Genomic DNA, 14,148 nt, shown 5'->3' with positions numbered 1-14,148 from the left:
CCGCCGTTTCGCTGTCATCTTGCATGGAGTGATGGCGCAGACCCCTGAGCCGGACAACGACGCCGCGTTGGTGGCGCAATCGCGCGCGGGCAACGCCGCCGCCTTTGAGCAATTGGTGCGGCGGCACTATCGCACCGCGTTTGCCGTGGCGCTGGCCATCTGCGGGTCGCGCGCCGATGCCGAGGATGTCTGTCAGGATGCGATCATCAAGGCGCTGGAAAAGCTCGACAGCTGCCGCGCGCCCGACCGGTTCGGGCCGTGGCTGTCGGAGATCGTTCGCAATCATGCGCTCAACGCGCTCGATCATGCGCGTGTGCGGCGCGCCGATCCGCTGGAGGATGACAGCGGCGCCGATGAGCGCACCCCCGACCGGAATCTCGAACGGCGCGAACTGGCCGGGCGCCTGGAACGCGCGCTGGCCACTTTGTCGCCGCGCGAGCGCGAAGTGGTGGTCCTGCATGATCTCGACGGCTGGAATCATCGCGCAATCAGCCGGATGATCGGCACCAGCGAAGTGATGTCGCGGCAGTTGCTGTTTACCGCGCGACGCGCCCTGCGGGCGTTGCTTGACGACGTGAAAGCACAGGAGAATCTCTCATGACGGATGACCCGATCGATTTTTCCCCATTGGACCCCACGGCCGACCGTGCGGCATTCGAGCAACGGATGGCGCGTTTGCGCGCCGCCGCCGCGCCGGAACTGGAGCGTCGCCGCCTGCGCGGGTCGGTTTGGTGGGAACTGTCGCGCTGGCGCCGTCCGGTGCTCGCCCTCGGAGTAGCCGGCGCGCTGGTCCTCTTTGGCGTCACCCGCTACACCGGCTCGGCCGAAGAGACGATCGCCGCCGATGACCTGTCGCTGGCGCTCGGTGTGCCGGCGACCGTCTCCGACTGGCTGACCGCCGACACCGTGCTCACCGCCGCGCAGGTTCTCTATCCGGGAGACGAACAATGAAGGAACATGTGGAGTCGCTGGGACGGGTGCGCTTGCAGGGCATCCTGCTGTTGGTCGCCGCCTTTGTGATCGGCGGCGTGGCCGGAATCATGATCGACCGGGCCGGGTCCTGGCGCGGACATCGTCCGCGGTTTGACCGGATGGAGAAGCGGATCGACCGCCCCGGTGAGATGCCGCGCTTCTTCCAGGACCTTGCCCTGACCGCCGAACAGGACGCGCAGATCCGCGCGATCTTCGATGCGCACCGCCCGATGATCGACTCGCTTCTGTCGGCGACGATGCCGCAGATCCGCGCCCTGCGTGACAGCGCAGAGGCGCAGATTGTGGCGGTGCTCACTCCCGAACAACGGGCCAAGTACGAGCGGTTGAAGCCGCGGCAACGACTCCTCTGGGGTGGCTTGCGTCGCCCCTTCGACTCCAGCCGCTTCGATGGCCCGCCGCCGGAAGGCCCCGGTTCCGATGGTCCGCCGCCCGACGAGCCACGTTGATGCCTCCGAAATCTTGAAATCCCCGCACGGGTCGGCCCTTGGGTCGGCCCGTTCTCGTTCGTATAATGGAGTGTCATGCCGGCGAATCTTCCGCCCCAGTACCAGAAACTCGAGGAGGAGTACCGTCAGGAAAAAGACCTCGGACGGCGCCTGGAACTCCTGCAGGAGATGTTGCGGGAGATCCCCAAGCACAAGGGCACCAATCACCTGCAAGGAGAGCTGAAAGCAAAGATTTCAAAGCTGAAGGCCCAGCTTGAAGGCGCGAAGAAACCCAGCGGCGCCAAACATGCCGCCCCGGATCATATCCCGCGCGAAGGAGCCGGGCAGTTTGTCCTCTTTGGACCGCCCAATGGCGGCAAGTCGAGTATCATTGGCGCGTTGACCAACGCCCATGTTGAGATCACCGAGTGGCCCTTTGCCACGCGCAAGCCGTCGCCGGGCATGGCCCGTTGGGAGAATGTGAAATTGCAGTTGATCGACACGCCTTCGATCGCGCCGGAATACTGCGAGAGCTATGTCTTCAATCTGATCCGCACCGCCGATGCCGGCGTGCTGGTGCTGTCGCTGGGCGACGATGACCTGCTGGAGCGTTACGAATATGTGATCCACCGTGTGCATGAGGGCAAGGTGCGCCTGGCCGGGCTGGTCGCGCCCGATCCGCGCTTTCCGACCGCGCTGGAGAAGAAGACCCTGATTGCCGCCACCGGCATGGATCTGCCCGATGCCGCGACACGGCTCGATCTGTTGCGCGATACCATTGGCAACCGCGCGGCAATTGTCCCGATCGCGATCCCGACCCGCGCCGGGCTGGATGATTTTCTGGCGCGCGCGTTTGCGCTCCTGGAATTGATGCGTGTCTACACCAAGGCGCCCGGGCAGAAGCCCGATCTTGAGGATCCGATCCTGTTGCCGCATCAGGCGATGGTGGCCGATGCCGCGCGCGCGATTCACAAGGACATCGCCGAACGGCTGCAATTCGCGCGCATCTGGAGCCGCGTGAAACCGGCGCTGGATGGCACACGCGTTCCGGCCGATCATCATGTAGAGGATGGCGACATCCTCGAGTTTCACTTTTGAGCCGACGGGCGCTCACAAATCGGAGGGAACCGATGGCCGTAAAGCGTCGTTGGATTTACTGGTTATTGGCGGCGGGTGTGCTGGCCTTCGTTGTCTGGTGGATTCTCTCACGGGACGACCACCGATCCGATGAAGCGGGCGCTTAAACGCCAACGACTTGGGTGCCGATACGTATTTGGGAAAATCGTCTTGCGAATCCAGACAAGTATGGGTAACCTAACTAACTTGTGAAACGGGGCAGGGGCCCGAAGCAGAAAACCCACACCAAGGCAGCGTCCATCTGATGAGCGAAGTCACCGCACCAATGTCCAAGCCGAAACGCGCCCCCGGCGGAAAGTCCGCCTCGGGGACCGATACGCTATCGGTCGAACAACTGCTGCAGTTGTACCGCTGGATCTATACATCGCGCCGTGTCGACGACATGGAGCGCAAACTGAAGACGCAGTCGCGTGTCTACTTCCAGATTTCGGGCGCCGGCCATGAGGCGGTGCTGGCGGCGCTCGGGCTCGTGGCGCGTCCCGGCGTCGACTGGTTCTGGGGCTACTATCGCGACCGCGCGCTGGCGCTGGCGCTGGGGTTGACCCCGGCCGAGATGCTTCTCGACTCAGTGGGCGCCGCCGATGGCACAAGCGGCGGACGATCGATGCCCTCGCACTGGTCAATCCCCAAGGCGAATTTCGTCAGCCGTTCCTCCTGCACCGGCACGCAGTTTCTCGAGGCGGTCGGCTGTGCGCAGGCCTCTCGTTATCTGCGCAACAACCCCGACGCGGCCAAGGCCGTCGCGAAGTTTCACCCCGATGAATTTGTCTACACCTCCACCGGCGATGGCACCACTTCGCAGGGCGAGTTCTGGGAGGCCCTCAACGCCGCCTGTCTGGAAACCAAGTATGGCCAGCTGGGTGTCCTGTTCCTGATCGAGGACAACGGCTACGCCATCTCAGTGCCGAAGGTGCAGCAGACCGCCGGCGGCTCGGCCTCCAAGCTGCTGAATGGGTTTGTCGAGCGCGGGCTGCTGGAGATTGTCGAAGTCGACGGCACCGATCCGGTCGAGTGCTACAACGTCTTCAAGGGGCTGGAGCACCGGCTGCGCGTCGAGCACAAGCCCTGCCTGGTTCACGCGCATGTGGTGCGTCCGTATTCGCACTCCGAATCCGACGACGACAAGTTGTACAAGACGCCCGAGATGCGCGAGGCCGAGGCCGCGCGCGATCCGCTCAAGAAGTTCCCCGCCTATCTCGTCCGCGAGGGCGTGGCCACCGAGGAGCAGCTGCAGAAACTGCGCGATGAGGTGGATGCCGAGATCAACGCCGCCGCCGAGGCGGCGCTGACCGCGCGCCGTCCGGCGAAGGATACGGCGCTCCTGTATGTCACTTCGCCCGACGTTGATGTCCGCTCCGACCGCTTCCTGAGCGAGCCGCAATTCGAGGAGGCCGAAGTGACGCTGATTCAGGGCGTCAACAAGACCCTCCACGATGAGATGAAGCGCGACCCGCGCATCGTCGTCTTCGGCGAGGATGTCGCCGATGTCGGTCTGGAAGAGCTGATGCAGAAGGTCCCCGGCAAGGGGGGCGTGTTCAAGGCGACCATCGGACTGCAGAAGGCGTATGGCTCGCTGCGCGTCTACAATTCGCAGCTGGCCGAAGCGACCATCGTCGGCACCTCCGTCGGCATGGCGGCGCATGGCCTCAAGCCGGTCGCCGAGATTCAGTTCGGCGACTACATCTGGCCGGCCACGATGCAGATCGTCAACGAGCTGGCCAAGATCCGCTGGCGCTCCAACAACACCTGGTCGGCCCCGGCGGTCATCCGCGTCGCCGTCGGCGGCTATCTCGGCGGCTCCGGCGCGCCCTATCATTCGCAATCCATCGAAGGCACCTTCGCGCATTTCCCCGGGCTGCTCATCGCCTTCCCGTCGAATGCGCTCGATGCCGTCGGCCTCTTGCGCACCGCGTTGCGCTGCGAGGACCCGGTGCTCTACCTGGAGCACAAGCGCCTCTACCGTCAGCCGATTCTCAAGTCGAAGTACCCCGGCCCGGAGTTTACAATTCCCTTCGGACGCGGACGCATCGTGCGCGAAGGCGCCGACATGACCATCGTCACCTATGGCGCCACCGTGCTGAAGTCCCAGCAGACCGCGCAAAAACTCGAGGCCGAAGGAATCAGCCTCGAGGTCATCGACCTGCGCACCATCGTGCCGTGGGATCAGGAGATTGTCGCCGCCTCGGTAAAGAAGACCAACCGCGTGCTGGTGGTGCATGAAGACGTAAAGTTCGTCGGCTTCGGCGCCGAGATCGCCGCCTGGATCACCGAGAACTGCTTTGAGCATCTCGATGCCCCGGTGCGCCGCGTCGGCGCGCTCGACTGCCCGGTGTCATATGGCCCCGAGGTCGAGGACGCCATCCTGCCGCAGAACGACGACATCGAGAAGGCCGTCCGCGATCTGCTGGCGTATTAACGCGACATCAACCCTCACGAGCGCGGGCGGGTCTCCGACCCGCCCGTCGTGTTTCTCCCCGGAAATGACAGTGACCTCTAAGGCAGAGAGGTGGTCGTTCCGCCGCAGGCGCGCCAGTCTGTCACGTTCCCGCCAGTGTGGGGGTTCCCGTGGCGAGGCCGGTCAGACACCCGGTGTCCGTGCCGGCATCCTTCCCAGCAGCCGCAGCAAGCCGTCAAGGATCGTAATCGGATGCGGCGGACAACCAGGAATGTAGAGATCGACCGGAACGACGCCGGCCGCGCCGTTATGGACCTGCGGATGGTCGATAAAGGGGCCGCCGGCGATGGCGCAAGCCCCGACGGCAATCACGATTTTGGGGTCGGGAACCGCATCGTACGTTTTCTGCAACGCCAGCTTCATGTTCTCCGTCACCGGGCCGGTGATCAGCAGACCATCGGCGTGCCTTGGCGACGCCACATATTGAATGCCGAATCGGCCAATGTCATAGACGATGGTGGCGAGAACGTTCACCTCAACTTCGCAGCCGTTGCACCCGCCGGCGCTGACCTGCCGCAGCCGCAACGATCGTTTGAACAATCGCAGCATCTCGTGATTGAGGCGTCTGACCATGGCCGCTTCGGCTTTATGCCCGACGACCAGATCGCCGCGCGCCGACGCTGACATCGCCGGGTCGCGGGAGAACCGAATCGTGCCCTCCGGACAGGCGCGGAGGCAGTCCGCGCAGAAGATGCACCGCCCCAGATCCAGCGCCGGATGAAGGTCCGCAACGGAGATCGCCGTCGTCGGGCAGACGTCGACACACTCGCGGCAGCCGGCCGCGCACGGCTGCGGACCGATGACCGGGCGCCCGAGATAACGATCGGGCAAGGACGGCGCTTCCGCGGGAAACGCGATCGTGCGATTTCCGAATCTCATACGAGTGAGCAGAGTCTTCAGCATGGGCAGGTGTCCCCGGGACCGCACGCCGGAGGGCATCGGAATGGAAGTGGCCGGCGGTCGCTGCTACAGGTCATGGCCGCAATACGACAGGTTGAAACTCTTGTTACAGAGCGGGAAATCCGATATCGGCTGGTTGCGCATGGCCATGGCCAGGCCCTGCCAATTGTGGAACGACGGATCAACGACCTTGTACCAGGCAAATCGTCCATCGTCGTCCGTGCACGCCACGTGACAGATTTCGCCGCGCCAGCCTTCGACGAGGGAAACCGTCAACGCATTGGGCGCCAGTTGACCGACCGGCGCCCGGCAGGGGCCCGGCGGAGCCGCCGCCAGCTGGGCGGCTATGAACTCACTGGAACGAATAATCTCCAACCAGCGCACGTAGGCACGCGCGAACACGTCGCCGGACTGCCAAAGCGACACGGGAATCTGCGCGAAGCGGAACAGGTCGGAGGGGAATTCCAGACGCGCGTCCCGTTCCAGCCCCGCCGCGCGCGCCGGCGGTCCGACGATTCCCAGTTCGCGACAAAGCGGCGCGGTCAGTGAGCCGGTGGTTTCGAAGCGGTCCATCGCCGACGGCGAATCCCAGAGCAGTTGAAGCGCGTCCCTCGCCTCCTCGGAGGCGCGCTTCAGGTTGCGCAAGAGTGTTTCAATCTGGCCGTCATCCAGATCGAAGCCGACGCCGCCAGGCCGCGCGATGCCGCGCCCGAGGCGGTTGCCGCAAATCAGCGACGTCAGGTTCAGGAATTCGCCGCGAATTCGTCCGCAATGCGATGCCACCGGGAGAAAGCCGACATCACCGGCGAGCGCGCCCAGATCACCCACATGATTGGCCAGGCGCTCCAGTTCGAGCGCAACGCTGCGCAGCATCATGCCGCGCGGCGGCGCCGGGCGGTGCGCCAGGGTTTCGAGATTCTGGCAATAGGCCGTGGCATGGCCCACCGATGTGTCGCCGGCCAGCGTCTCCATGTAGTGGATCGTCCGGAGCCCCGGGCCGCCGACCAGCGCCGGCTCGATGCCCCGATGCTGGTAACCCAGGGCAATCTCCAGATGGAGCACCGTCTCACCCACGCAGGCAAAGCGAAAGTGACCCGGCTCGATCACGCCCGCGTGCACCGGTCCGACCGCGACCTCATGCACATCGGCCCCGGACATCGCAAAGAACTCTGTGACGCCGACCGGCGAACGCAGGAAACGAACGGGTTTGAGCCATGGATGTCCGTCGGGTCGAAGCCCCGAGGTCTCGGCGATCTCGCGTTCAAACAGGTGCGCCGACGCACACTGTCGAGTCAGCGAAGGAAACGAGTCGGCCACGTCCGTCGCGATGACTCCCAACGCGCCCTGATCGCGCAGCGTCAGCACGCCATAGAGCCGGTGGCCGGTTCCCGACGGTTGCGCGACAAGCGCCAGCAACCGATCGCCATCGCGGACCCCGCTGGTGATCGTCTCAGCGAACACGTCGAATACGACGGGCGCGATGTCGCGCCGATCGATAACGGTCCCGGGTTGACAGACATGGAAATCCGACGCGCTCATAGACGCACATCCAGCAGATTGGCCGCTTCCCTCAGCAGTCCGTTCAGCGCGGGGGGGAGGTAGAGGCCCAGTATCAGCACGGCCATACACAGCACGGCCGGCGGCACGACCGCGGCCGCCGCCTCGCCGGGAGACGGTGCCGACCCTTCGCGCGCCTGGCCGTAGAGCATCCGTGTCATAATCGCCGCCATCGCCACGAAGATGGCAACAAGGGCAAGCAGCAGCAGGACCGCCACGACGTACCGACCCGACCCAAACGCGGCACGAAGGATTGTCAATTCGCTCTGGAACAGGCCAAACGGTGGCGTGCCGGTGATCGCCAGCAGGCCCGCCATCCACAGGACCCCCGAGCCCGGCAGCTCGGCGAGGACCCCGTTGACAAGTTTGGTCGATTTCGTTCGATAACGCGCCAGAATATTGCCGGCGACCAGAAACAGCATCGCCTTCGTCAGGGAGTGATTAACCGCATGCAACAGCGAGCCGAATGTGCCCAGCCCGCCGACGCCCACGCCGATGGCCATGATGCCCATGTGCTCGATGCTTGAATAGGCGAGCATGCGCTTGAAGTCCAACTGGGAAACGATGAACACCGTGGCGAAAACGACGGAGATCACGCCAAAGACCAGCAGCAGTCCCTGGCCGAACTCGGCGGCGCCGGCGGCATTCAGCACCTGGCCGATACGCAGGATCCCCAGGAAAGCGCAATTGAGCAGCGCGCCGGAGAGCAGGGCCGACACCACCGACGGCGCCTCGCTGTGCGCATCGGGCAGCCAGCTGTGCAGGGGTGCCAATCCCATCTTGGTGCCGTACCCCACCAGCATGAACAGAAACGCGACTTTCAACCAGGGGAGGTCGAGCGCGCCGGAATGGGCCAGCAATTCGCCCAGCACCAGCGGGATGCCGCGCTCCGGGGAGGCGCTGGCGGCGGAAGCCAGGAAAAACGTCCCCAGCAGCGCGAGCGCAATGCCCACCGAGCAGATCAACAGGTATTTCCAGGTCGCTTCCAGCGAGCGGTGGTGACGGTGAAAATAGATGAGCGGCGCGCTGCTGAGCGTCGTGGCCTCGATGGCCACCCACAGCATTCCAAAGTTATGGCTCACGGTGACCAGCGACATCGTGCCGAGAAACAGAAGCAGGCAGCCGACAAACACCGCCTCCGGCTCATTGACAAACAGGAACGACTCCTCGAAGTCTTGACGCGTGCCGACCTGCTCGCGAGCGAGGTAGGCCGCGGCGTAAACCGCCGCCGCAAGGAACAACGCACTGATAATGGAAAGGAAGATCAGTCCCAGGGCGTCCAATTGCATCCACCCGCCCAGCGCCGGCTCCGGGCGGACGACCCAGGCGCCGGCGGTGAGCGCGGCGTGCGCCGTGGCCACCAGAATCAACAGCGCCCGGCGCGCACGGGTGTGGCGCACTGCCATCGCCGCCAGGCTGGCCAGAACGGGCACGATCACCACCAGCAGAATCATCGCAACGTCCCGCCTCCACCCGCCGGGCGGCGACTGCCGCGAAACCAGTCGCGCAGCGTGCTCAGCTGGCTCGATTCGATGTTGTCGAATTCGCGGCTGATATGGAACACCATGATCCCCATGATGAACACGCCCACAAACACATCCAGCAGGATCCCCAGCTCAATCAGCATCGACTCGGATTGCGCGAAGAAGACGCCGAACGCGTAGATCCCGTTTTCCAGCGCCAGATACCCGATGACTTGCATCAGCGCCTGCCTTCGGCTCACCAGCAGCAGGAGTCCGGTGACGATCGTGAAAAAGACCATCGGAACGGCCAGCGTGTACGGCGACCGCTCGGGAAGCGGCAGGAGATACCCCCACCAAAGCGAACTGCCCAGGACAAAGATTCCCAGCAGGAGCGAGGAGACCGGGCCGACAAAGAACGTGATGGTCCTGGGCGCGCCCGACTCACGCAGACTCCGGAGGAGCAGACGCGGGAAGACCACGGCTTTCAGAATGATCACCAGGATCGCGATGGCCACCAGACGCAGCGTCAACCCGTTCTGATGCGCGCACAGTGGCAACACCCCGAGCGCCAGCCCCTGAAAGCCGATGATGCGCACGGCGGCACGCAACGATCCGGCCGCCAGCAGCAGGAAATCGCTCATGATGATGACCACCACCAGGATGCTGATCAGGTCATTCATACGCTCACCCCAGGACCAGAATCGCCGCGAGCACCGACAGCGCGCCGGCGCCGATCAGCAGTTGCGGCACCTTCATCAGCCGCATGCGCGCCATGAACGACTCCACGATGCCCACCAGGACGGCCAGAGCCGCCAGACCGGCCACCGCGAAGCCTTCCCGCAGCCAGAGACTTGCGTCCGCAAGATTCGGCGACGCCACGCCCACGATCAGAATGCCCAACAGCCAGAGTTTGAGCGCGCTGCCGCACTGCACCAGCCCGAGGTCGGGTCCCCCATGGTCCAGGACCATGACTTCGTGAATCATCGTCAATTCAAGGTGCGTGTCGGGATCGTCGATGGGCAGGCGCGCGTTCTCCGTGAGGAACACCACGAACAATGCGGCGGCGACCAGCGCTGGCGCGCCGATGCTCCAACCGGTCACTCCGGTCTTGTAAAGGATTCCATCGAGCGAGAGACTGTGCGTGACGCGCGCCAGCGCGAGCAGGCCGACAAAGAGGGCCGGTTCGGCGAGCATGGAAAACGTGAGCTCGCGGCTGGCCCCCATGCCCTCGAAGCTCGATCCCGTGTCGATCGCCGCCAGAACCGTCATCAGGCGCGACAGCGCCAGCAGATACGCGATCAGGATCAGATCGCCTTGAAAGGCCAACAATGGCTTGGCGCCGGCGAACGGGACGATGCAGAGGCCGGTCAACACGGCCGCCAGCGTCACGGCCGGCCCGGCGCGAAATATCCAGGTGGTTGTGCTGCTGTACACGGCGCCTTTGCGCATGAGTTTGAGAATGTCAAAGTACGGCTGCAGGACCGGCTGGCCGCGCCGTCCGGCGAAGACCGCTTTGGTGCGATTGATGATTCCCAGAAGCAATGGGGCGCCGACCAGCGCCAGGACAATGTGGCCGATGGCCAGGAGGGTTGCGCTCATCGCAGCCCCCAGAACAACAGGACCATCGTGGTCACCAGGATGTAAAGAATGTACAAATGAATGTTGCCGTGCTGAAGCCACCGCAGCCGCCCGAGCGCCCAGTCCGCCCTGCCAAACAACGGGATGTAAAACGCGTGAAGCAGACCGTCGTGGAGTCGAATCCCGAACGACCCCTGCCGCGGGAACAATCCGGCCGGCGGCATTGAGCGCCGCTGCAGGGGCACCAGACGCCGAAACAGCCCGACGGTCATCTGCACGAAGGAGAATCCGCTGTACTGCATGCGCGGGCCGGGGGCGGCGTAGCCGCAATCCCAGGTTCCCGCCACGCGGATTGTCCGGCCGCGGAGGACGGCGTATCGCGCCAGGGCCGCCATCATGGTCACGACGGCCAGCGCCCCGATGCCCAGACTGAGCGTCCGCATCGTCGGCGCAATCGCTGCCCGCGCCGCGGAGACCTCCGCGGCGGGAATGTTGAGAATGGAACCGCTCAACGGGACCAGCACGCCCGGAATCATGTGGGCGTTTAATCCGATGACGAGACAGAGAATCCCCATGGCGAGCATGGGGTAAGTCATCAGGGGAGAGGACTCCGTCGCCTGCGCGGCCGTCGGCGTCCGCGGTTGGCCCAGCAGGCCGATGCCGGTCAGTTTGGCGAATCCGATAATGGCCAATCCTCCGACGAGCGCCAAACCGATGACCACGGCGAAAGCCAGCGCCGCGAAATCCGTGCGGTCAACCAGTGCGCCGCGAAACGCGCCGAGGTAAATCAGAAACTCGCTCAAAAATCCGTTTCCGAGCGGCAGGCCGGCAATCGCCACCGAGCCGATCACGATCACCAGTCCGGTGCGTCGCATCCGTCGGAGGAGCCCGCCCAGGCGATCAAGCTCGAGCGTCCCGGTGCGTTGCAGGATGGACCCGGCGGCGAGAAACAGCGCGCCCTTGAAGATCGCGTGATTGACGACATGCAGAATGGCGCCGGACAATCCGAGGATCGCGATGCCATACGAACGCGTCACCCAGCCGAGCGCGCCAATCCCCAGTCCGATCGTGATGATCCCGACATTCTCAACGCTCGAGTATGCCAGCAATCGCTTGATGTTCGATTGCGACAAGGCGGACAGGATGCCGACGATGGCGGAGATCATCCCCACCGCGATCAGCGTCACCCCCCACCAGTAGGACGGCGGTCCGAGCAACAGCATCGCTCGCAACAGCCCGTAAATGCCCATCTTGATCATCACGCCGGACATCAGCGCGGAGATGTGGCTGGGGGCCACCGGATGCGCCTCGGGCAGCCAGACATGAAACGGCACCAACCCCGCCTTCGAGCCAAACCCGACGAGCGCAAGGATGAAAAGCAGCGCCGACCCCCCGGTAGCGTTGCGGAGATCCTCGAAATCCAGAGATGTCGCCGGACGTCCCAGCAGAAGAAAGAACGCGATCAGGAAGGCGACGCCGATGTGGGCCGCAACGAGGTAGGTGATCCCGGCGCGACGCACCGACCGCCGGGTGTGATCAAGCGAGACAAGAAAGTACGAACTCACCGACATCGCTTCCCAGGCCACCAGGAACAGCACCGCGTTGCGCGCCGTCACAACCACCGCCATCGCGGCGATCAACACCGACGACGCGAACCACACAAAACCCCTGGGGTAGTCGTGATGGTGTGAGAGATACGGCACCCCGTATAGACAGACGGGAATGCTCAACAGGAAAACGATCAGCAGAAAGACCGCGGAGAGAGGATCGATCCCCAGCCAGAGACTGCCGCCCGGTACGGTCCATGACCATCGGACCGAATCCGATTGCAGACTCACCAGGGTGGCGATAACCGGAATGAGCCCCAGCGCCGCGCCGGTGACAATGCCGGTGGCCGCGGTGATCGCGGCCGCCCGGCTGTAACGTCCCAGCGCCAACGCGAGGACCCCCGCCAGCAGGATCAAACCTATACTCGAGATCAGCGCTGTCATCATTTCAACCGACCGTCGACGGTGCCGGCCCGGGCGGGTTGAGTCGCGCTTCAACGGCGAGCACGGCGTCGAGGATCTCTTCGCGCAGCCCCTGCTTTTCGATGACCGCATGAAAGGCCGGATCGCGCAGCGCATACGCCAGGCGCGAGATGAGGTGGAGGTGCGCCCGGACAGTGGGGCTGATCAGCATGAACAGCGCGTACACCGGCTGGCCGTCAATCGCGCCGAAGTCGACCGGCCGCTCCAGGAAAAACAGCGCCACCAACGGCTTGTCAACGTGGAGAACCACCGGGTTACGCACGTGCGGGATGGCAATACCGTCCCCGATGCCGGTGGATGAGAGTTCCTCACGCGCGATGAGGACACGAAGCAGGAAGTCGCGATCAACTTCCTCGGGCAGGCGCAGCAATCCGACGATGTTCTTCAGCACGGCCCAGCGATCCACGCCGACCACGCGATAGTAGACGCCGCCGTTCTCAATCGCCTCCGCCAGCGAGGGCAGTGCGATGCCATGCGATTCCGGCTCCGCAAAAATCTCGGGAGAGACCGCCATCTTTCTCGAAGTCGCCCACTGGAGAATTTCCGCCCGGTTGAAACGATACTGCTCGTGGACCTGGTAGGCGGGAACTTCGCCCTTGCTGATCCACCGGTAAACCGTTTTTTCGGATACACTTAGCAGTCTGGCGACATCCCGTACCGTGAGTGTCATCGCTTGTCTCGTTTTTCTCGCTCGTCCCCCACTATTGGACGACGACTGTCGCTTTCGGAAGTGTATTATTGGGGTCGAGACTTGTCAACATTATAGTCAGGCTTTCTCGTGCCATTTAATCAAGGACCCTCATCGACGGGGTGCCTCGCGCCGCTACCGCAGCGCATTTGTGTCATCAGACGGCGCTGCCGAAGCGGCCCGATCGATTCAAATCGACTGGCGGCCTCAGGTCGCCGGAAGCCCGATCAACGATGGGTCTCGGATTCATTCTATTGCAGGTGTGGCGCGAGTCCACGGGGGATAGTGCGTATCGTAAACACGTGAACAGCGAATGCCCTCGACGTCAGTGAAGAGACGTCAGAGGATGTTGGCAATCGCCGTGGTCGCAGTGCGAATGACGATTTCGCTGTCTACTTCCCATTGCGCGCTCGGCCGTTGGAGCGAGCTCAGAGAATGGGCGGAGGGGGGGTGGGCTCAGTCGGTGGATTCGGGTCTTGTGTGTCGGATGAGCGACGATCCCTCAGCGCTCCCAGCACAAGTGAGGCGCCGATGATGATCAGGAACAGCGGCCAGGTCTCGCCCAAGTCGGGTATCACGTTGAGGTTGGACAGCAGAAACACCAGTCCGACCCCGACGAGAATAAACCCGGCCGTCAGAGAACCTTTTGAATGATTTCCCTTTTTGCTCTGTTCTTCTGCCATTTGGTTCTTCCTCCGACGCCGGCGTTCTATCCCGCGCGCACGCTATAAAGTAAGACGCGCAAAACGCCGCCGGGATTCCAAAATGATCCCATTCTGACGCGAAACTTTTCGACGACGACGAAGTGAGCGCAATCGGATGTTCCCCTAACTACCCCTCCGACAATATGATCTTTATGTCCCGGATGTAATCGAGATTTTCAAAGCGAGGATTCATTTCCCTTGACACAACTAACATCTGA

Annotated in this window: 13 protein-coding genes; 5 read left to right on the top strand and 8 right to left on the bottom strand. The window is 63.6% G+C overall.

Going from position 1 to position 14,148, the window contains the following annotated elements; genetic code table 11:
• The 5 genes from VNN55_02420 to VNN55_02400 all read left to right on the top strand — a co-directional run.
• Positions 1-601 (top strand): sigma-70 family RNA polymerase sigma factor (locus VNN55_02420; GenBank protein ID HWO56401.1); only part of this gene is annotated, 601 nt, incomplete at its 5' end.
• Positions 598-951, top strand: coding sequence for a hypothetical protein (locus tag VNN55_02415; GenBank protein HWO56400.1), 354 nt, complete (start codon positions 598-600; stop codon positions 949-951). The genes VNN55_02420 and VNN55_02415, both read left to right, overlap by 4 nt.
• Complete coding sequence (locus VNN55_02410; GenBank protein HWO56399.1) at positions 948-1,439, top strand: hypothetical protein; 492 nt, start codon at positions 948-950, stop codon at positions 1,437-1,439. The genes VNN55_02415 and VNN55_02410 overlap by 4 nt, the downstream gene beginning before the upstream one ends.
• Before the next feature lie 75 nt (positions 1,440-1,514).
• The gene (locus VNN55_02405; protein ID HWO56398.1) at positions 1,515-2,516 is read left to right on the top strand and encodes a GTPase; all 1,002 of its coding nucleotides are present in this window, start codon (positions 1,515-1,517) and stop codon (positions 2,514-2,516) included.
• 304 nt (positions 2,517-2,820) lie between these two features.
• On the top strand, positions 2,821-4,971 hold the full coding sequence (locus VNN55_02400; GenBank protein HWO56397.1) for a dehydrogenase E1 component subunit alpha/beta: 2,151 nt from the start codon (positions 2,821-2,823) through the stop codon (positions 4,969-4,971).
• A 162-nt stretch (positions 4,972-5,133) separates the two neighbouring features.
• Here VNN55_02400 and nuoB read toward each other — a convergent pair whose 3' ends face one another.
• The 8 genes from nuoB to VNN55_02360 form a co-directional block, all read right to left on the bottom strand.
• On the bottom strand, positions 5,134-5,913 hold the full coding sequence (gene nuoB / locus VNN55_02395; GenBank protein ID HWO56396.1) for an NADH-quinone oxidoreductase subunit NuoB: 780 nt from the start codon (positions 5,911-5,913) through the stop codon (positions 5,134-5,136).
• A gap of 63 nt (positions 5,914-5,976) precedes the next feature.
• Positions 5,977-7,449, bottom strand: a complete 1,473-nt coding sequence (locus VNN55_02390; GenBank protein HWO56395.1) for an NADH-quinone oxidoreductase subunit C — start codon at positions 7,447-7,449, stop codon at positions 5,977-5,979.
• Positions 7,446-8,921, bottom strand: coding sequence for a proton-conducting transporter membrane subunit (locus VNN55_02385; protein HWO56394.1), 1,476 nt, complete (start codon positions 8,919-8,921; stop codon positions 7,446-7,448). The genes VNN55_02390 and VNN55_02385 overlap by 4 nt, the downstream gene beginning before the upstream one ends.
• A complete protein-coding gene (locus VNN55_02380) occupies positions 8,918-9,610 on the bottom strand; it encodes a hydrogenase (protein ID HWO56393.1) in 693 nt (230 codons plus the stop codon). The genes VNN55_02385 and VNN55_02380 overlap by 4 nt, the downstream gene beginning before the upstream one ends.
• Before the next feature lie 4 nt (positions 9,611-9,614).
• Complete coding sequence (locus tag VNN55_02375) at positions 9,615-10,529, bottom strand: NADH-quinone oxidoreductase subunit H (GenBank protein ID HWO56392.1); 915 nt, start codon at positions 10,527-10,529, stop codon at positions 9,615-9,617.
• Complete coding sequence (locus VNN55_02370) at positions 10,526-12,499, bottom strand: proton-conducting transporter membrane subunit (protein HWO56391.1); 1,974 nt, start codon at positions 12,497-12,499, stop codon at positions 10,526-10,528. The genes VNN55_02375 and VNN55_02370 overlap by 4 nt, the downstream gene beginning before the upstream one ends.
• Before the next feature lie 4 nt (positions 12,500-12,503).
• Positions 12,504-13,208: a PTS sugar transporter subunit IIA gene (locus VNN55_02365; protein ID HWO56390.1), complete on the bottom strand. Its 705-nt coding sequence runs from the start codon at positions 13,206-13,208 to the stop codon at positions 12,504-12,506.
• 446 nt (positions 13,209-13,654) lie between these two features.
• Complete coding sequence (locus tag VNN55_02360; GenBank protein ID HWO56389.1) at positions 13,655-13,909, bottom strand: DUF5668 domain-containing protein; 255 nt, start codon at positions 13,907-13,909, stop codon at positions 13,655-13,657.
• Positions 13,910-14,148: the final 239 nt, after the last annotated feature.

This window comes from bacterium (genome assembly GCA_035559435.1).
Lineage (GTDB): Bacteria > Zixibacteria > MSB-5A5 > WJJR01 > WJJR01 > JACQFV01.
Note: the sequence above shows the minus strand (reverse complement) of the source record. Positions and strands in the feature narration are given on the sequence as shown.